Consider the following 18250-nt stretch of genomic DNA (forward strand, 5'->3'; position numbering starts at 1 on the left):
GATTTCACACTGCGTAGGGCCAGGTCACGGGAGCAGCCCACCGGAGCGGTTCCGTGGCGAGAAGTGGCCGTCCTCCTCGTCGCGGCCCTGGGGCTGTGCGCGCTGATCGCGCTGGTGCTCCAGCTCGGTGGACCGGACGCGCTGTTCGGTCTTCCTCCCGGTTCGTTGGCGATGTTGACCCCGACGGTCGCCGTGCTCGTCGTGGTGGGCTTGGTGAGTCGGCCGCGCAGCGTTCTCGGCGCCACCTCGCTGCGACCGCTGCGCCCCGGGGCCGTACAGCCGCGTACTGCCTGGTGGCGTTGCTGCTTTCCACGTTCGTGGGAGCCGTCATCGCTCTGGTCGCGGACGCGCTCGACGTCCAGGAACTGGACCTGGAGAACTCCTCGGTGCTGCGGCAGCGGATGGCGCTGGGCGGCTTCGCGGGTGAGCAGGGGAGTGGCTTCCCACCGGTGCTGCCGTTCCTGGGGTGGTTGCTTCTCCAGCTCGGGAGCGTCCTGTCGGTACTGGTGTTCGCCTTCGGTGAGGAGTGCGGCTGGCGCGGTTACCTGCTGCCCAAGCTGCTCCCCACCGGGATCTGGCCGATGTTGCTGCTCAGCGGAGTGATCTGGACCGCGTGGCACGCTCCGTTGATCCTCCTTCGGGACTTCGCCGCCCACTGTGCCCTGTTCCTCGTCGGCAGGGCGCTGCCGCAGGTGGTGGTCATCAGCTGGCTGCGGCTGGCCTCCGGGTCGGTCTGGGCCGCGGTCGTGTTCCACGCGAGCTCGGTGATGATCTTCACCGGTGTGGCGGCCCTGAGCGAGTCCGGAAGCGCGCTGAACCCGGCCGTGTCCCTGATGGGACGGGACCTCCCGCTCAACTGGTTCGTGATGGCGGCTGTCGCGGTGCTGCTCGCCGTCACCGGCAGGCTTCGGGCTCGCCCCGGCGATCCGGCCCTGTCCGAGGCCGCACAGCGCTGATCGAGGGCGTCCCGAAGGGTGAACGCGTCGTTTTGGCGGTGAGAGTGCCAAAACGACGCGTTCACTCGCACACCGGCACGAGACCGACGAGGTGCCTACGACGCTGCTCGACCGGCAGTCGGTGCCGCCGGAGCGAAGTCCTCGAACTTGGCGTCGGAGGCTTCCCGCTTCTCGCGCAGGCGGGCGGAGACGTCCTCGACGCCGCGCATCGCCCGCAGGACGTTGCGACCGGCGATGTGCTGTAGCTCCTCGTCCCCGTAGCCGCGACGGAGCAGCTCGGCGAACAGGGTGGGGTAGGCGGAGACGTCCTCCAGCCCCCGGGGCGTCTCGGTGATGCCGTCGTAGTCGGCTCCGATACCGATGTGCTCGGCTCCGACGCGGTCACGGATGTGGTCGACGTGATCGGCGACGTCGGCCGCGGTGGCCGGTGCCCTGTCGGTGACGTAGGACGGTACGAAAGTCACCATCACGACTCCGCCGTTGTCGGCCACGCGGTCCAGCACGTCGTCGGGCACGTTGCGCGGGTGGTCGGTCACACCCCTGGCCGAGGAGTGCGAGAAGATCACGGGCGCCTCGCTCGCGTCGAGGGCGTCGTGCATCGTCCTCGGGTGGACGTGGCTGAGGTCGACCAGCATGCCCAGCCAGTTCATCTCGGAGACCACGGCGCGCCCGAACTCGGAGAGCCCGCCGTGGCGGGGCTCGTCGGTGGCCGAGTCCGCCCAGTCGTGGGTGCTGTCGTGGGTGAGCGTGAGGTAGCGCGCCCCGGCCTCGTAGCACATGCGCAGCACGGCCGGCGAGTTGTCGAGCACGTGGCCGCCCTCCACGCCCAGCATCGAGGCGATGCGACCTCGCTCGGCGGCCCTCTCGACCTGGTCGGCGGTGGTGGCGAACTCGAACTCGTCGTACCGGTCGATCATGCGCCGGGCCGTGTCGAGCTGCTCCAGCTGCGCCTTGGTCGCCTCCGGGCCGGTCAGGTCGGTCGGGACGTAGACCGACCAGAACTGTCCACCGACCCGTCCTCGGCGCAATCGCGGGACGTCGGTGTGCATCGGCGGATCGAGCCGGCTCGTGTCCCGCCTCAGATCGATCCCGTCGAGGCGGTTTCCCGTGCGCTGACGGTACTGCCAGACCACGTCGTTGTGGCCGTCGATCAACGGCGCCCGCTCCAGGAGCTCGACGGCCCGGCGGTACTCGTGCCCGCTGTTGTCGGGGGATGCCGCCAGACTGTGCCGCGTTCCGGCGAAAAGGCCCGCGGCGGCCGCCGCGCCGGCTCCCAGGAACTCTCGTCGCTCCACGTCGCCCTCCTCGTGGTCGTGGAGTTCGAGAACACCAGAAGCGGAGGGAGTGGACAACGACCCGCTCCGTGCGTGGCGGATTTCGAAGCCGCTCAACGCGTCGAGAGGGGACTATGTACTCGGTGTATACCTCGAATGTATAGTGCTCGGCATGACGATCGGTCACACCTTGCTCGGACTGCTGGAGGGCGGGCCGCGGCATGGTTACGACCTGAAGCGGGCTTACGACGAGCGCTTCGGCCAGCACCGGTCCCTGCCGTACGGACAGGTCTACTCGACCCTGTCGCGGCTGTTGCGGGACGGTCTGGTCGACGTGGACGGTGTCGAGTCCGGCGAGGGTCCGGAGCGCAAGCGGTACTCGATCACCGAAGCGGGGGTGCGCACGCTGGAGGAGTGGTTGTCCACTCCGGAAAAGCCCGTGGCGAACCTGCACAGCACGTTGTTCACCAAGGTGGTCCTGGCGGTGGCCTCCGGCCGGGACGCCGGGGAGGTCCTCGACGCCCAGCGGCAGGCCCACCTGGAGCGGATGCGCGAGCTCACCCGGAGCAAGCGGGAAGCCGGGACCACCGACCTGCTCGTGCACGATTTCTCCCTGTTCCACCTCGAAGCCGATCTGCGATGGCTCGAACTGGCCGTGACCCGGCTCGATCAGCTCACCAAGGAGATCAGATGACCACAGATCCCGAGAGTCCTTCGGGAAGCGATCCCGTCCTGGTCGGATCCGACCTTCAGCTCTCGTTCGGGCGGACACCGGCCCTGCGCGGTGCCGGCATGTCCGTGCACGCGGGGGAGATGGTGGCCGTGATGGGGTCGTCCGGCTCCGGCAAGTCGACTCTGCTGCACTGCCTGGCCGGCATCCTCACCCCGTCGTCGGGTTCCGTGCTCCACCACGGCCGCGAGATCACCACCATGCCCGACCAGCAGCGCAGTGCCCTGCGGCGGGACGAGTTCGGTTTCGTCTTCCAGTTCGGACAGCTGGTCCCGGAACTGACCGTGGCCGAGAACGTGGCGCTGCCGCTGCGGTTGTCCGGCCACCGCCACGCCGACGGGCGCCGCCGGTCGGCGCTGTGGATGGACAAGCTCGGGGTGAGCGACGTGGCCGACCACAGGCCCGGTGAGATCTCCGGGGGCCAGGGGCAGCGTGCGGCGGTGGCCAGGGCGTTGGTGGCCGACCCGGAGGTGGTCTTCGCCGACGAGCCCACCGGCGCGCTGGACTCGATCGCGGGAGAGCAGGTGATGGCGCTGTTGGACGAGACCGCTCGGGAATCGGGCACGGCGGTGGTGCTGGTGACTCACGAGTCCCGCGTGGCCGCCTACGCCGATCGCGAGGTTCTCATCCGCGACGGGGCCGTGCGGCAGCAGGAGTCGGTGCGATGACCCGGCGCAGTTCCGCGCGAGCCCGTCTCGGTGACCTGGCACTCGGGATCCGGCTGGCTGTCGGGGGCGATCGGACTCCCTGGGGAAGGCTCCTGCTCACCGCAGTGGGGATCGGACTCGGCGTGGGCGTGCTGTTGCTGGCAGCCTCGGTGCCGACCATGAAGCAGGCTCGCGATGAGCGGCAGAACGCTCGGCAGGAGATCGCGGGGGTGCTGTCGCATTATCCCCACTCTTCGCGGTACCAAGATTCCCACGATCCCTCGATGCTGGTCACGCGTGCCTCCACCGAGTTTCGCGATCAGCGCATCCAGGGGCGGGCCCTGGAGCCCCTGAGTCCGGACGCTCCGGTCCCGCCGGGTCTGCAGCGGATTCCGGGACCGGGACAGATGGTGGTCTCTCCCGCGTTGCGGGAGTTGTTGCGCGGATCCGGTGGTGAACTGCTGAAGCCGAGACTGCCGGACCACGTCGTCGGCGTCATCGACAAGGAAGGGTTGATCAGCCCGAACGAGCTCTTCTACTACACCGGGACCACGAACCTCTCGGAGGGCGGCACGACCGTGGCGGCGGTGTATCCCGGTGACTCGCCGTCGACGAACACCAGATCGTTGTCCGGGCAGATGTGGATCATTCTGTCGTTCGGCGTGACCGTCCTGCTGGTGCCCATCGTGGTGTTCGTGGTCAGTACCACCCGGATGGCCGAGGCGGCCCGGGAACGGCGCCTGGCGGCCCTGCGGCTGGTCGGTGCGGACGGAAAGCAGATCCGCCGCATCGCTTCCGGCGAAGCACTCGTCGGCGCGGTGTTCGGTGTGCTGCTCGGGTGGGCCGTGTTCCTCGGTGGCGCCCAACTGGTCCCGCACATCACGCTGCTCGAATTCTCCACGTTCGCTTCGGACATTCGCCCTGTGTGGGAGTTTGCCGTACTGGTGACTCTCGGTGTCCCCGCTGCCGCGGTCATCACGGCACAAGCTGCCATGCGGCGCACGATCATCGAACCCCTCGGTATCGTGCGCCGGACCAAACCGAGCTCGCGCGGGATCGTGTGGCGGTTGGTCCCCATGGCGCTGGGAGTCGTGGGCCTGCTGCTGGTCGGAGCCAGTTCGGAACGCATCAGCCAGCTCCAGATTCCCTTCCTCGCCTCGATCGTACTGCTGCTCATCGGGGTGCCGCTGGTGCTGCCCTGGGCGGTCGAGCGGGTCGTGCGGTGGTCGAGCGCCCGGTCGGTGACCTGGCAGCTCGCGCTGCGGCGGTTGCAGCTCAGCAGCGGCACCGCGGCGCGGTCGGTCAGCGCGATCGCCGTCGTGCTCACCGGTGTCATCGCGCTGCAGACCGTCTTGGCCACCTCCGTGGCCACCTTCCAGGCCCAGGCCCACGACGGACCCACTCACCAGGTGGCCACTCCGTCGAGGCACGAGGTCAAGGTCAGGGGCACCCTGGAGCACCCGGGCAAGGGCATGGCGGAGTTGGCCGATGCCCTGGAAGGGCTGCCTTCGACCGGTGAGGTCGACGGCACCGCCGGGGTGCGGTTCGCGGTTCCCGAGCAGCAGAGAGGACCCCGCCGCAGCAGGTACACGGGGGCGACGATCGTCGACTGCGCCACGTTGCTCGAACGAGATGTGGTCACGCGGTGCAGTGCCGGGGACGTCTTCCAGAGCCCCGAGCACTCGCGGAGGACGCCGTCGGGAGCGATACGTCCCGGTGAACGGTTGCGGGCCACGTCCACTTACCACGGATCGGCGGGGCTCGAAGGGACTCCCGGTGAGGTCACGACCTGGCGGGCACCGGCGGAGTTGAAGCCCTTCGAGGTTTCGGAGTCGCGTCAGTACCGCTACGACATGAGTTATCTGCTGATCACACCACAGGCCGCCGAGAACATCCCGTGGTGGGCGCGCAACGTGGAGCTGGGGCTCGACTTCACCGCGTCGGCCTCTCCGGACGCGATCGAGCGGGTGCGCAACGTCGCCGCCGAGTACCTCGAATTCGCTTCCGTACGCCGCATCAGCGGGTATTCGCCACTGCCGTCGGACGATGCGATGGTTTTCCGGTTGATCCGGTACGGGTTGCTGCTCGGCACGCTGGTCGCGTTCGCCCTGATCGGCTGCGGGCTGTTCGTGACGGCGGCCGAGCAGATCCAGGAGCGGCGCCGGCCGATGGCGGTGTTGGCCGCCGTCGGCGCTCGTCGCCGCACGTTGGGGTGGTCGGCTTTCCTGCAGAACGGGGTGCCCATGCTCGTGGCCGTGGCGGTCTCCGTCGTGGTCGGGTTGTCGCTCGGGGTTCTGGTGGTGATGGTGACCTCGTTGGACAACCTGGCTTTCGATCCGCTGGGACTGCTGGGACTGGTGGGAATCGCGGCCGCGTCGGTGCTGGTGGTGACCGGACTGACGATGCCCGCGCTGAGGCGGGCCATGCATCCGGAGGGCTTGCGCACCGAATGAGGAGGGGGACCGCGGGGCTCGGCGTCGGCCACCGACGCCGAGCCCCGTCGTGTATCACGTTCATTTAACGATACTGTTGCTTCAGTATTGAATGAAACCAATCGAACGACCTCCCCACCTGCCGTTCCTGTCGGAGCAACGAGACAGCAACGTTCAGCGCTCGCAAAGAGTTGTCGACAACGGTCCCTCGGGCGCCGTAGTAGTCGCCCACCCGGAGTGCCGATTCGTGTGACGTCATCGGCATGAGCGTCGGCGGTCCGACCGGGACGCCCCCGGAATGCGGCACCCTCGTCGAGCACGAACACGAAGATAAGGTTAGGCTTACTTTCGTGATGATCCCGGCAAGTGCTCGGAGTGCGCCGATGACGTCTTCCGCTCCGGTCCGTACGACGACGGACGCGGTCTCCGCTTTCAAGGTTTTCGCAGCTCAGGTGCTCCGGGTGCGAAGGCTGAGTCCGCATCTGGTGCGCATCACCTTCGGTGGTCCCGAGCTGGCCGGCATGGCCAGCGGCGGGCTCGATCAGCGGATCAAGGTGCTGTTGCCGCTGGCCGAACAGGAGGCTCCGTGTCTGCCGGAGGAGGATCGGACCTTTCGCGGCGTCCGCGAGCTGCCGGAGGAGCGGCGTCCGCTCGCGCGGACTTACACGATCCGGGCGCATCGTCCCGCTCGGGCCGAGTTCGACGTCGACTTCGTCCTGCACGGCGCCACGGGGCCCGCTTCGGCCTTCGCCGAGCGAGCCCGGCCTGGTGACCAGGTCGGCATCGTGGGGCCGAACGCCGAGTACGACCACGCCGAGCGGTTCAGCGGTGTGGAGTACCGGATGGACTTGCTGGGGGGGCACGCCCTGATCGTCGGTGACGAGACCGCGCTGCCCGCCATCGGCAGTATCCTGGAGACCCTTCCGGCCGGTACGCGCGCCACCACGTTCGTGGAACTTCCGGAAGCCGCCGACATCCCGTCTCTCGACGTCGCCGCCGACGTGCGGTTCCGATGGTTGCCGCGCGGGGAGTTCGCCGCTGCGCGCGGTGACTCGGTACTGGAGGAAATCCGCTCCCAGGCCTGGTTCGACGCGGGGTTGTACGCGTGGGTCTGCGGAGAGGCGAGCATGGTCAAGGCGGTGCGGCGACAGCTGCTCGACAGTGGTCTCGACGCCGCTCGGGTGACGTTCATGGGTTATTGGCGCGAGGGCGGCGCCGAGGGCGAGCCGGCGGGGCAGGGGTGACTCGACGGGACTGGTGCTGTGATGTGGATCTCGAATATACTGATCAACTTCGTGGTGTTCGGCGATCGATCGATCGTCTGTTGCCCTGCGTTTACCGGAACATCGCGCTGACCTTGATAACGTTTCTGTGACGATTGGCACGCCATTACGGTTTGGTGTAGATCCACGTGCTACGTAGCGTCCGCCGTGTCGGCCCCGAACCGACGAGGCAGCACCGGAAGCTCGTAGCGCCGTCCCTCTGCCCGACGAGCTTCCCGTCCCCGAAGAACACGCACGGGCAGGGGGAGAGGACCGAGCGCCGCTTGGGGAAGTGTCGAAGTGGTCCGGTCTCTCTCGTGGGCTCGCGGGCTCATGGCGCGGCAGGAGACTCTCATGGTTCGTTACCAAGGCAAGCACCGTCAGTCCACCGTCACCGGTCGCGGTGTCGCTCGCGTGGCCATGGCGGGAGCCGTGCTGGCGGCTCCGTTCGCGGCGGCTCTTCCCGCCAACGCGGCATCCCCGTCGACATGGGACGCCCTGGCCCAGTGCGAGAGCAGCGGCGACTGGCACATCCAGTCCGGCAACGGTTTCTCCGGCGGCCTCCAGTTCACCGAGTCCACCTGGTCGGCCTACGGTGGCGACCAGTACGCCGCCAACGCCGCCGATGCCTCCCGCGAGCAGCAGATCGCCGTTGCCGAGCGGGTTTTGCAGGCCCAGGGGCCGAACGCCTGGCCGGTGTGCTCCCAGCAGGTCGGCCTCACCGCTGGTGGTGGGCTGCAGAACCAGGACGTGTCCGCTGGGACGACCTCCCAGTCCGATGGTTCCCAGCAGGCCACGCAGCAGTCGGGAACCGCTCGGCAGACCGACACCGGATCGGGTGCTGCTCCCGCGGACGGGAGAAGTTACACGGTCCAGCCCGGTGACACGCTCAGCGCGATCGGTGCGAAGTTCGGCGTGAGCTGGCAGCGCATCCAGCAGCACAACTCGGAGGCGATCAGCAGCCCCGAGCTGATCATGCCGGGGCAGCAGTTGCGGATTCGCTGAGGCGAAGCGGTACCGGCGCACGTCCGGCACGCAGCACGCGAGGGATCCCACTCGTCCTCTCCGGTGGGGTCCCTCGCGTTGGCCGTGTGGGCGCAGAGCTCTTGCGGAATCTTACCTGGGTTTGCGTCGCTGCCGGTCCATGTGCAGGTCCCGGATCGTCCACACGATTCCGGCGAGCGCGAAACACGAGAGCAGTATCAGAATCAACGCTTCCGTCACGACGTCGCTCCTTGGGGAAACTGGGCGACCGTGCGGTTCGCTGCGGTCGTGAGCGTTTCCGTGATGCTCGGTCGATGTCCTGTCAGGATGCTGGACGGAGGCGACTTTCGTCAAGGAATCCGGTTTCGGACCCTTTCTTCTCGCCGCCTGCGAGGCGCGAGCTACACAGTGGATATTCATCGGCTCCGGTGCATTGTCGTCACTCCTCGTTGGAGCCTCTTCGAGGTCGTGACCAGCTGATATTGCTCCCGGTGTTGCATACTGCGAGCCGTGTTTGGGATCGTTCGACGAAGAGCTGGCTCGAAGATGAAGGATCCTTGCTTTTTGCTGGTGGGAGTGCGAAATCGCGTCCGTGCATCACTCCCCGTGATCAATGTGGATATCTTCCTACCTGATGGTGTGAGCTTCTGGGAGTGGTGCTCGGCGGGCCCGGTTGCTGGGGCGCTATTAAACTGGTGCTGATCACTTCGGCTGTTCGCCCCGTGCCGCCCTCGATCGAAAAAGCGATTCATCGGAGCGAAGCGGCCGAGCCCGATCGGGCGAGGAGCCACCATGTTCGCTGATCACCATGCCGCGTTGGCCGATGTCGTGCGGGCTCAGTTGAGCGCCGTACCCCAGGGATGGGTGGGGCTGGCCGCTGTCGTGGCGGGCGCGCTGATGTGCATGCTGGCACTGGCCAGACGTGCCTGTGCGGCGTTGCCGCTTCGGCGAAGTCAGCGCACCGTACGGAGTGAGTCGTTCGGCGACCACGCGGCCGGGGCGAGGACACCACGGCCGTGGCGTTTCGGTGACGGAGGGGGCGACACATGAACCAGGCCCGGAACCACGAGTCCACTTCGACCGTCGAGGAGTCGGTGACCGAGCAACGGTGGCGTGTGGTCGCACCACCGCCTTCCGAGATCCGGCGACCGCCCCGCAAGGATCCGCGCACCACATTGGCGGTCGGAGCCGGGAGGCTGGCCGCCACGCTGTCGCAGCGGCTCGGGGCGGGCAGCGGTGCGATCATCGGCGGCCGGGTCGCGCTCCTGCTGCAGCCACGCGCGCTGCGCCGGTTGACCAGGGGCAGACGTGTCGTCATGGTGACCGGAACGAACGGCAAGACGACCACCACGCACATGATCGTCGAAGCTCTTCGGGAACGCGGGGGAACGGTCAGCAATGCCACCGGGGCCAACATGCTCGACGGTCATGTGGCGGCCCTGATGACGCGCCCGCGGGCCCCGTACGCGGCGTTGGAAGTCGACGAACTGCACCTGGCGCGGGTGACCGAGGAGTTCGAGCCCGCCGTGATCGTGCTGCTCAACCTCAGCCGCGACCAGCTCGACAGGGTCGGGGAGATCCGGTCGGTGGAGGAGCGCCTGCGGCGGGCACTGCGACGGGCACCGGGCGCACACGTGATCGCCAACGCCGACGACCCCAACATCGTCTCGGTCGCGGTCGACCATCCCCGGGTGACGTGGGTGGCCGGTGGCAATCGCTGGAAGCACGACGCGCTGAACTGCCCGCGTTGCGGCACGTTCCTCGACGGTGCCGACGAGTGGCGCTGCGTGTGTGGACTGGTCCGCCCGCCCGCGGACCTCACGGTCGATGCTGAGGGGGTCACCGGTCCGGACGGGTGGTATCGGTCGCTGGAGCTGGCGCTGCCCGGCCAGGTCAACCGACTCAACGCCACCTTCGCGCTGGCCGCCGCGCTCGTGCTGGGAGGCGACCCCGACACGGCGTTGCGACGTATCCGGGACATCGACCAGGCCAACGGCCGCTACGGCACGGTGTCGCTGGGCGGGCGGATCGTGCGGTTGCTGCTGGCGAAGAACCCCGCGAGCTGGCTGGAGATGCTCGATCTGGTTTCGGCGCACCGGCATCCGCTGATTCTGGTGGTCAACAGCAGGGAGGCCGACGGTTTCGACGTTTCCTGGCTGTGGGACATCGACTTCGAGTGCCTCGACGGCCGCGAGGTCGTGGTCGCGGGCGACCGAGCGCGGGACCTGGCGGTGCGGCTGCGATACGCCGAAGTCTCCTGCGAGGTCGCCGGGAGCGTGGAGGACGCGCTGACCCGGCTGCCGGGGGAGTGTCCCGACGTCCTTGCCAATTACACGGCCTTTCGTGACCTCTCGGCGAAGAGTGCGGCACCATGACGAAGGAATCGGTTCTGCGAATCGCGCTGGTCCTGCCGGACCTGTTGGGAACCTACGGTGACCGGGGCAACGCCCTCGTGCTGGCCAAGCGGTCGAGCTGGCGCGGTACCCCCGCTGAGATCGTGACCGTGCTGTCCTCCTCCGAGGCGGTCCCCGACTCCTGCGACATCTATCTCGTCGGTGGGGGCGAGGACGTCGCTCAGCACGCCGCGGTGCGGTTCCTGCGTGACGGGGGGCTACGGCGAGCCACGCAGGCGGGTGCACCGGTGCTCGGGATCTGCGGGGGACTCCAAGTACTGGGTACGGGGTTTCGCACCGGTGACGGCTCGTATCACGAGGGACTGGGGCTCATCGACGTCGTCACCGAACCGGGCGCTTCCCGAGCGATCGGTGAGGTGGTCACCGAGTCCTCGGTCGACGGGATCGGGGTACTGACCGGGTTCGAGAACCACCTCGGTCGGAGCAGGATCGCCGAGGGGGTTCAGCCGCTCGGTCAGGTGGTGCACGGCATCGGCAACGGTTACGACGCGGTGGAGGGCGCGGTCAGCGGGCACGTCGTGTGCACTTATCTGCACGGCCCGGTACTGGCCCGGAACCCGGTGCTGGCCGACACCATGCTGGAGTGGGCGGTGGGGCGGCCACTGGAGCCGCTGCCCGAGATCGACGAGATCGAGGAACTGCGTGCCGAGCGGACGAACCGGATCAAGTTCCGCTCGAGGCATCCGAACGCTCAGCGGAGTCAGTGACGACCGAGCAGCCGTCGCAGGCGTGTGGTCACCGGGGCCAGCTCGGGAACGCGGAACAGGATCAGCATCCCGAAGCTGACCAGCAGGACCACAGCGGAGCACACCCCGAGGGACAGCCAGGCTTGCGGGACGGCCCCCAGCGGACCGGTCAGGGCAAGCATCCCTTGCAGCGCTCCGAGCGCCGCGACGCAGCCGAGGACCGTGGCCAGCAGCGCGGTACCGAAACTGAGCACGATCCGCTTCGTCTGCAGGTGCCCCAGCCGCACGCGCAACCAGACCTGGCCGATGATCGCGCCGAGGAAAAAGCTCAGCGACATCGCGACCGCGACGCCGATGACCAGGTCCTCGGGGCGCAGCACGGCCAGAAAGCCGTAGCACAGCACGATCCGGAAAATCACCATGATCATGTTGATCGCGGTGGGAGTGCGGGCGTCCTTCATGGCGTAGAAGGCACGCAGTTGCAGCATCGTGATCGCGAAGGGCACGATTCCGAGCGCACAGAAGCCCAGCGTGGTTCCCAGTCGTTCCGCGGTGGCCACGTCACCCTGTCCGAGGGAGAAGAAGGCCACGCCGATGGCCCCACCCGCTGTCAACATCAGTGCGCTGACGGGCATGAGCATGACCGTGCTCACCCGTGTTCCCAGTGAAAGGTCACTGACGAAACCCTCGGTGTCCTGTTCGGCGGCGGACCGGCTGATCCGGGGCATCAGCGCGGTCAGCAGTGACACGCCGAGCACTCCGTAGGGCACCTGGGACAGCAGCCAGGCGTAGTGGAAGGTGGACACGCTGCCGACCGTGCCCTGGCCGGCGACTCGAATGACCACGACCATGCCGATTTGACTGATCACGGTGTAGCCCACGACCCACAGGGCCAACGAACCGAACTCGGCCAGCCGGTGGTCCCATCCCCAGCGCCAGCGGAACCGGAAGCCCGTGCGCCGCAGCGAGACCACCATGGTCGCGCTTTGCGCGGTGATCCCCAGCGCGGTGCCGATGCCCAGGATCAACAGCTTGACCTCGCCCATGTGCACCGGGTTCGTCGAGATCTCGCCCGGCACCAGGGCATAGGTGACGACCGTGGCGATGACAACGACATTGTTCATCACAGGAGCCCACGCGGGAGGACCGAACACCTGACGCACGTTGAGCACGGCCGCCAGCAGGGCCGACAGGCCGTAGAAGATGATGCCCGGCAGCAGCAGATAGGCGAAGGCCGTGGTCAACTCGGCGTTGGCGCGGGTGTGGGGACCGAGGTAGAGCGCGGTCAGCAGTGGCGCGGCCGCCACGGCCAGCGCGGTGGCCATGACCAGCAGCACGCAGCCCATGGTGATCATCCACTGCGCGTAGGCCTCACCGTGCTCCCGGCCTTCCTGCTGCGCCCGGACGAGCAGGGGAACCGCGACACTGGTCAGCACCCCGCCGAGGAGCAGTTCGTTGACCACGGTCGGCAGCGTGTTGGCCACCGTGTAGGAGTCGTTGATCACTCCGAGTCCGAGGACGGTGACCAGCAGGATCTTGGCCAACAATCCGCTGACGCGACTGACGCCGGTGGCCACGGCCATCGTCCCGCTGGCCCTGCCCAGTGACGGAGCCCGGGACCGCGACGGTGTGCTGGCCTGATCAACCACGTGTCGACGGTAACGGAGAATCGCCCGTCGCGTCCGGTGGAACACCACGGGCCACTTCCGTCCTGCGCGCGCACCCCGTGACGCGCACACTGGCCTCTCGGGTTGGTGAGCCGCGAGGATCAGGGGGAAACGTGGCGTCAACGAGCAATGACGAGCGCGTCGAGGACTTCCCGGGCGGGATCGTGGTGGTGCGGCGGTGGGTCTATCGAGCCGTCGACTGCGCCATCGGTTCGGTCGACGGTTTTCTCTACGGGCTCGCCCGAGTCGCCGAGTCGCGCTCCGCGCCGAACACGGCTCCGACGTATGCCTCGGGGGCGCTCAGTCCGGCCAACCTGGGGCCGTGGTTGGCCTTCGACATCCCACCGCTGTCGCGGTACTGGTCTTCGGAGGTGCTCTCGCGGCTGGCCACCGCCGGTTCCTCGGATCTGGTGGCCTGGGACGTGTACGGCTACGAGTGGGGGATCGAGAAGCTCCGCAGTGAGGTCAACGGATTCGTCGACACCGCGTTGAGCTCGATACCCGAACCACGCCGGGCGCACCGGAACGGCCGGAGACGGCGGTAGAGCCGCCCCGGCGGGGCCCGAAACAGCGCGGGTGGGCGGTTCGGCACCGACTCAGGTGAGGTCGGCGAAGCGTTCCACGTCGTGGGAGCGGCCGGAGACGATGAGGATGTCACCGCGCTCCAGCACGGTGTCCTGGGTGGCGTAGGTGAACCCCTCGTTGGGCCGCTTGATGCCGACCACGGTGACGCCGTACTTGCTGCGCACCTTGGTCTCGCCGAGGGAGTGTCCCACGGCCGCGCCCGGAGCGCGGGTCTTGACCAGCGCGTAGTCGTCCTCGAACTCGATGTAGTCCAGCATCCGCCCGGTGACCAGGTGCGCCACCCGCTCGCCCATGTCGTGTTCGGGCAGTACGACGCGGTGGGCACCGACCCGCTCCAGGATCCGCCCGTGCTGGCGACTGACGGCCTTGGCCCAGATGTGCGGGATCTCGAAGTCGGAGAGCACGGAGGTGGTCAGGATACTGGCCTCGAGGTCGTCACCGATGGCCACGACGGCACGCTGGAACTCGGGCACGTCGAGCTGACGCAGCACTTCGGGATCGGTGCTGTCGGCGACAGCGGCATGAGTGACCGCGTCGGAAAACTGCTGCACGAGGAGCGGCCGGTTGTCCAGCGCCAGCACTTCCGACCCGCGCTCGACCAGCTCCAGTGCGAGGGAGCTGCCGAAACGTCCCAGCCCGATGACCACCGCACGCGATGCGGGGCCCTTGTGGTTGCTCTTAGCCAACGATGGGTCGCTCCTCCGGGAAATCGTAGCGTCGCCCGCGTTCTCGCAGCGCGAGCGCGGAAGCCAGGGTGATCGGCCCCAGTCTGCCCGCGAACATCAACAGCACCAGGACGAGTTGTCCCGCCTGCGGAAGCTGGCTGGTGATGCCGGTGGACAGTCCGACCGTACCGAAGGCCGAGACCGATTCGAACAGGACCGCGTCGAGTCGGAACGGGCTGAGCACCATCAACGCCAGTGCCGCCACGAACACCAGGCCGCCACCGACCAGGACCACGGTCAGCGCCTGGCGGTGCACGACCACCGGGAGCTTGCGCCCCAGGATGTGCACGTTCGTCTCCCCCCGGACCTCGGTGAGGATGACGAAGGCCAGCAGGGCGAAGGTGGTCACCTTGATACCGCCAGCGGTGCCCGCGCTTCCTCCGCCGATGAACATCAACACGTCGGTGACCAGCATCGTGGCGGGATGCAGTTCCCCGACGTCGACGCTGTTGAAGCCCGCCGTGCGGGGAGCGAGACCGTGGAAGAATCCGGCCAGCAGCTTTCCGGGCACCCCGAACCGCCCGAGCGTGCCCGGGTTGTTCCACTCGAACGACAGGAAGGCCGCCACGCCGATCACGGCGAGCGTGGCGTAGGTGCCCAGGGTCACTCGTGCGTGCAGCGACCAGTACCGGCGCTGGTGCCGCAGCCGTCGCCCGATCTCGAACAGGACGGGAAACCCCAGGCCACCGATCACGAACGCGATGACCATGGGCAGACAGATCCACGGATCGGTGGCGAAACGCACGAGGCTGTCGGAGTACAGCGAGAACCCGGCGTTGTTGAACGCCGAGACCGCGTGAAACAGGCCGAGGTAGGCGGCATGCTGGAGCGACTCACCATAGCCGAGGGTGAAACGCGTGGTCAGCACTGTCGTCGTCACCAGTTCCACGATCAGGCTGACGGTGATGACCCCGGCGACGACCGAGCGGATGTCGCCGAGTCCGAGGCTCTTGGTCTCGGTCTGGGCGGTACGTCGCATCCGCAACCCGAATCGACGTGCCACCAGCATCCCCAGCATCGAGGCCAGCGTCATGATCCCGAAGCCACCGATCTGGATCATACCGAGCACGACGCTTTCCCCGAACGTCGACCAGTGCCCCGGCGTGTCGACGACGACCAGCCCGGTCACGCACACGGCAGAGGTGGCGGTGAACAGAGCGTTGACCCAGTGGGTGACGGTGCCGGTCTCGCTGGAGATCGGCAGCATCAGCAGCACGGTTCCCACCGCGATCGCCAAGGCGAAGCCCGCCACGACCATCTGCGCGGGGTGCTTGCTGTCGGGAAGCAACCGGCGGGATCGTCGAGCTATGCGTCGTAGCCAGGCCGCTCCGCGAGCTACCGGGCTACTCATGCTGGGGCGCCTTCAGGCGGGGTTCGATTCGTGCCAACACCAAGAGGGGGAGGCTACTGCCACCGCGGTGTCCGCCGGTCGGCGCCCCACCGTTCGATGTGCGTCCTGTGGCGGCGGCCACGCACACCCGACCTGGGACGATCGACGAGGTACTGCTCCCCGAGCTGAGGCTGTGGCTCCTGTCCGCACCCTGACCTGACCTTGTCCGGTTGGCTGGCGATGATGGGCGACGGTTGTCGGATCTCGATCCGCTTGTCCGGGCCGACGAGTGGATTCATCGCCGATGATGCCGGAGCACGGAGGAAACCGCCAGTAGTCGTACCGGGCCGTCCGGCGGATGCTCAGGTGCTACGGAACGGACGGCCGGTACGAGTCGTGCGTACGGACCGTCCGTTCCGCTGCGGACGTCACTTGAGCAGGCTGCGGGCCATGACCATGCGCTGGATCTGGTTGGTGCCCTCGTAGATCTGGGTGATCTTGGCGTCGCGCATCATGCGCTCCACCGGGAAGTCACGGGTGTATCCCGCCCCGCCGAACAGCTGCACCGCGTTGGTGGTGACCTCCATGGCCACGTCCGAGGCATAGCACTTGGCCGCGGCCGAGATGAAGCCGAGGTTGCCCTCGCCGCGCTCGGCGCGTGCCGCCGAGACGTAGACCATGTGCCGCGCGGCCTCGACCTTCATGGCCATGTCGGCGAGCATGAACTGCACGCCCTGGAAGTCGGCGATGGGCGTGTCGAACTGCTTGCGCTCCTTGACGTAGTCGGTGGCGGCGTCGAGGGCGCCCTGGGCGATACCGAGCGCCTGGGCACCGATGGTGGGCCGGGTGTGGTCGAGAGTGCGCAGCGCCGTTTTGAACCCGGTTCCGGGTTCACCGATGATGCGGTCGCCGGGGATGGTGCAGTCCGTGAAGTGGATCTCGGCCGTGGGTGATCCCTTGATCCCCAGCTTCTTCTCCTTGCCACCGACCTCGAAGCCCGGGTCGTCGGCGTGGACGACGAAGGCGCTGATCCCGTTGGGGCCCTTGTCGGGATCGGTCACGGCCATGACCGTGTACCAGCTGGACTCACCACCGTTGGTGATCCAGCACTTGGTGCCGTTGAGGACCCAGTCGTCGCCGTCGCGGTGGGCGCGGGTTTTCATGTTCGCCGCGTCGGAACCGGCCTCGCGCTCGGACAGCGCGTAGGAGGCGGTGGTTTCCCCGGAGGCGATCGATCCCAGGACCTGCTGCTTGATCTCCTCCGAACCCGACAGCAGGATCGGCATGGTGCCGAGCTTGTTGACCGCCGGAATCAGCGAGGAGGAGGCGCACACCCGCGCGACCTCCTCGATCACGATGCAGGTCGAGACCGAGTCGGCGCCTTCGCCGCCGTAGGCCTCGGGGACGTGGACGGCCGCGAATCCCGCGCCGCTCAGCGCGTCGAACGCCTCGCGCGGGTATCGTTCCTGCTCGTCGCACTCGGCGGCGTACGGGGCGATTTCCTTTTCGGCCAGCGCCCGTACCGCCTCACGCAGGTCGTTGTGCTCGTCGGCCAACCGGTAGAGCTCGAAGTCGGGGTTCACCACACGTCTCCCATTCACAGGTTCGAACGCCGCGATCGGCTTGCGGCGCGAAAATCCTAGCGGCACTCCGTGCCACAGGTAAACCCGGCCTGCTACCTTGCCGGGCATGACCGAGGCAGCTGCGTCCACCCCGAAACCGCGCGTGGGTCGGACCGCCGACGGGCGCAGGAAGTTGCGAAGTGCGCTCGCGGTGGCAGCACTGGACCTGTTCGCCGCTCAGGGCTACGAGGCCACCACCGTCGAAGAGATCGTCGATGTTGTCGGTGTCGGCCGCCGCACGTTCTTCCGCTACTTCCCCTCGAAGGAGGCGGTGGTCTTTCCCGACCACCGGGAACGCGTGACCGAGGTGGTCGAGCTGTTGGAGGCCGCCGACGAGACCGAAGCACCGCTGGCGGCGGTGGGGCGTACCGCCGAACTGGTGCTCGAGATGTATCTCGCCGAACCGGAAATCTCGCTGAAGCGCTTCGAACTCACTCGTCAGGTGCCTTCGCTGCGGGACACCGAGATCGCGAGTATCGACCGCTATCAGCGTGTCTTCGCCCGTTACCTGCGTCATCGCTATGCCGGCCAGGCCGACGGGGAACTTCGCGCGGCGGTGGCCGCGTCGGCCGTGGTGGCCGCGCACAACCACGTACTGCGCGAGTGGCTCAGAAGCGGGGGAGTCACGGATGCCCGAACGGAGCTGCGCCAGGCGCTGCGGTTCGTCACCGACACGGTCGGTACCGCTGCCGGCTCCGACTCCGAGCACGTCGTCGTCAGCGTGGTGCGTACCGAAGCCTCTCCGGCGACTGTGAGTTCGCGGATCGAGGGCGTCCTCCGGGAGCTCTCGGACGAATGACGACCAGTAATGGCACCGAGTGCCTAATCTGGTCCGAGTCCCGGTGGTCGGCCGTGCCGGGTGTGCGGCCCGAGGCGCCAGCGGTCGTGTGCTCTCCGAGCGCACTCCCTGGGCGGATCAGGATATTTTTAGCTCTG

General features: G+C 67.8%; 16 protein-coding genes. 11 read left to right on the forward strand and 5 right to left on the reverse strand.

Annotation, left to right across the window (positions count from 1 at the left end; all coding sequences use genetic code 11):
• The first annotated feature begins 293 nt into the window (after window positions 1-293).
• Window positions 294-956: a CPBP family intramembrane glutamic endopeptidase gene (locus tag FHX42_RS09440; RefSeq protein WP_182543856.1), complete on the forward strand. Its 663-nt coding sequence runs from the start codon at window positions 294-296 to the stop codon at window positions 954-956.
• Window positions 957-1051: 95 nt separating this feature from the next.
• Here the strand turns inward: FHX42_RS09440 and FHX42_RS09445 are convergent, their stop codons facing one another.
• On the reverse strand, window positions 1052-2179 hold the full coding sequence (locus tag FHX42_RS09445; RefSeq protein WP_220480178.1) for a dipeptidase: 1128 nt from the start codon (window positions 2177-2179) through the stop codon (window positions 1052-1054).
• A gap of 223 nt (window positions 2180-2402) precedes the next feature.
• On the opposite strand from FHX42_RS09445, the gene FHX42_RS09450 reads away from it, so the two are divergent.
• The 8 genes from FHX42_RS09450 (at window position 2403) to FHX42_RS09485 (ending at window position 11406) form a co-directional block, all read left to right on the forward strand.
• Window positions 2403-2924, forward strand: a complete 522-nt coding sequence (locus tag FHX42_RS09450; RefSeq protein ID WP_182543857.1) for a PadR family transcriptional regulator — start codon at window positions 2403-2405, stop codon at window positions 2922-2924.
• Window positions 2921-3628, forward strand: coding sequence for an ABC transporter ATP-binding protein (locus FHX42_RS09455; protein ID WP_182543858.1), 708 nt, complete (start codon window positions 2921-2923; stop codon window positions 3626-3628). The genes FHX42_RS09450 and FHX42_RS09455 overlap by 4 nt, the downstream gene beginning before the upstream one ends.
• A complete protein-coding gene (locus FHX42_RS09460; protein ID WP_182543859.1) occupies window positions 3625-6060 on the forward strand; it encodes an ABC transporter permease in 2436 nt (811 codons plus the stop codon). The genes FHX42_RS09455 and FHX42_RS09460 overlap by 4 nt, the downstream gene beginning before the upstream one ends.
• A 440-nt stretch (window positions 6061-6500) precedes the next feature.
• The gene (locus FHX42_RS09465) at window positions 6501-7283 is read left to right on the forward strand and encodes a siderophore-interacting protein (RefSeq protein ID WP_220480094.1); all 783 of its coding nucleotides are present in this window, start codon (window positions 6501-6503) and stop codon (window positions 7281-7283) included.
• Between the two features lie 372 nt (window positions 7284-7655).
• Window positions 7656-8306: a LysM peptidoglycan-binding domain-containing protein gene (locus tag FHX42_RS09470; RefSeq protein ID WP_182543861.1), complete on the forward strand. Its 651-nt coding sequence runs from the start codon at window positions 7656-7658 to the stop codon at window positions 8304-8306.
• 771 nt (window positions 8307-9077) lie between these two features.
• The gene (locus tag FHX42_RS09475) at window positions 9078-9335 is read left to right on the forward strand and encodes a hypothetical protein (protein ID WP_182543862.1); all 258 of its coding nucleotides are present in this window, start codon (window positions 9078-9080) and stop codon (window positions 9333-9335) included.
• The gene (locus tag FHX42_RS09480; protein ID WP_182543863.1) at window positions 9332-10660 is read left to right on the forward strand and encodes a MurT ligase domain-containing protein; all 1329 of its coding nucleotides are present in this window, start codon (window positions 9332-9334) and stop codon (window positions 10658-10660) included. The genes FHX42_RS09475 and FHX42_RS09480 overlap by 4 nt, the downstream gene beginning before the upstream one ends.
• Entirely contained in the window at window positions 10657-11406 is a 750-nt protein-coding gene (locus FHX42_RS09485; RefSeq protein WP_182543864.1) for a type 1 glutamine amidotransferase, read from the forward strand. The genes FHX42_RS09480 and FHX42_RS09485 overlap by 4 nt, the downstream gene beginning before the upstream one ends.
• Here FHX42_RS09485 and murJ read toward each other — a convergent pair.
• Window positions 11400-13034: a murein biosynthesis integral membrane protein MurJ gene (murJ, locus tag FHX42_RS09490; RefSeq protein WP_182543865.1), complete on the reverse strand. Its 1635-nt coding sequence runs from the start codon at window positions 13032-13034 to the stop codon at window positions 11400-11402. The two genes, FHX42_RS09485 and murJ, sit on opposite strands and share 7 nt — an antisense overlap.
• Before the next feature lie 131 nt (window positions 13035-13165).
• On the opposite strand from murJ, the gene FHX42_RS09495 reads away from it, so the two are divergent.
• Complete coding sequence (locus FHX42_RS09495; protein ID WP_182543866.1) at window positions 13166-13597, forward strand: hypothetical protein; 432 nt, start codon at window positions 13166-13168, stop codon at window positions 13595-13597.
• Between the two features lie 51 nt (window positions 13598-13648).
• Here the strand turns inward: FHX42_RS09495 and FHX42_RS09500 are convergent, their stop codons facing one another.
• The 3 genes from FHX42_RS09500 to FHX42_RS09510 all read right to left on the reverse strand — a co-directional run bounded on the left by FHX42_RS09500 (window position 13649) and on the right by FHX42_RS09510 (window position 17275).
• On the reverse strand, window positions 13649-14323 hold the full coding sequence (locus FHX42_RS09500; protein ID WP_220480095.1) for a potassium channel family protein: 675 nt from the start codon (window positions 14321-14323) through the stop codon (window positions 13649-13651).
• Entirely contained in the window at window positions 14316-15713 is a 1398-nt protein-coding gene (locus FHX42_RS09505) for a TrkH family potassium uptake protein (protein WP_182543867.1), read from the reverse strand. Before FHX42_RS09505 ends, FHX42_RS09500 begins: the two co-directional genes overlap by 8 nt.
• A 407-nt stretch (window positions 15714-16120) precedes the next feature.
• Entirely contained in the window at window positions 16121-17275 is a 1155-nt protein-coding gene (locus tag FHX42_RS09510) for an acyl-CoA dehydrogenase (RefSeq protein ID WP_182543868.1), read from the reverse strand.
• A 106-nt stretch (window positions 17276-17381) separates the two neighbouring features.
• Here FHX42_RS09510 and FHX42_RS09515 point away from each other — a divergent pair, with 106 nt between their 5' ends.
• Complete coding sequence (locus tag FHX42_RS09515; protein ID WP_182543869.1) at window positions 17382-18113, forward strand: TetR family transcriptional regulator; 732 nt, start codon at window positions 17382-17384, stop codon at window positions 18111-18113.
• The last annotated feature ends 137 nt before the right edge of the window (window positions 18114-18250 follow it).

It is taken from the genome of Halosaccharopolyspora lacisalsi (assembly GCF_014137975.1).
Classification (GTDB): Bacteria; Actinomycetota; Actinomycetes; order Mycobacteriales; family Pseudonocardiaceae; genus Halosaccharopolyspora; species Halosaccharopolyspora lacisalsi.

Bases quoted from the DNA above. Each gene is read 5' to 3' on its own strand.
- FHX42_RS09450 (WP_182543857.1), top strand. From the start codon at position 2,403: ATGACGATCGGTCACACCTTGCTCGGACTGCTGGAGGGCGGGCCGCGG.
- FHX42_RS09455 (WP_182543858.1), top strand. From the start codon at position 2,921: ATGACCACAGATCCCGAGAGTCCTTCGGGAAGCGATCCCGTCCTGGTC.
- FHX42_RS09460 (WP_182543859.1), top strand. From the start codon at position 3,625: ATGACCCGGCGCAGTTCCGCGCGAGCCCGTCTCGGTGACCTGGCACTC.
- FHX42_RS09470 (WP_182543861.1), top strand. From the start codon at position 7,656: ATGGTTCGTTACCAAGGCAAGCACCGTCAGTCCACCGTCACCGGTCGC.
- FHX42_RS09475 (WP_182543862.1), top strand. From the start codon at position 9,078: ATGTTCGCTGATCACCATGCCGCGTTGGCCGATGTCGTGCGGGCTCAG.
- FHX42_RS09480 (WP_182543863.1), top strand. From the start codon at position 9,332: ATGAACCAGGCCCGGAACCACGAGTCCACTTCGACCGTCGAGGAGTCG.
- FHX42_RS09485 (WP_182543864.1), top strand. From the start codon at position 10,657: ATGACGAAGGAATCGGTTCTGCGAATCGCGCTGGTCCTGCCGGACCTG.
- FHX42_RS09505 (WP_182543867.1), bottom strand. From the start codon at position 15,713: ATGAGTAGCCCGGTAGCTCGCGGAGCGGCCTGGCTACGACGCATAGCT.
- FHX42_RS09515 (WP_182543869.1), top strand. From the start codon at position 17,382: ATGACCGAGGCAGCTGCGTCCACCCCGAAACCGCGCGTGGGTCGGACC.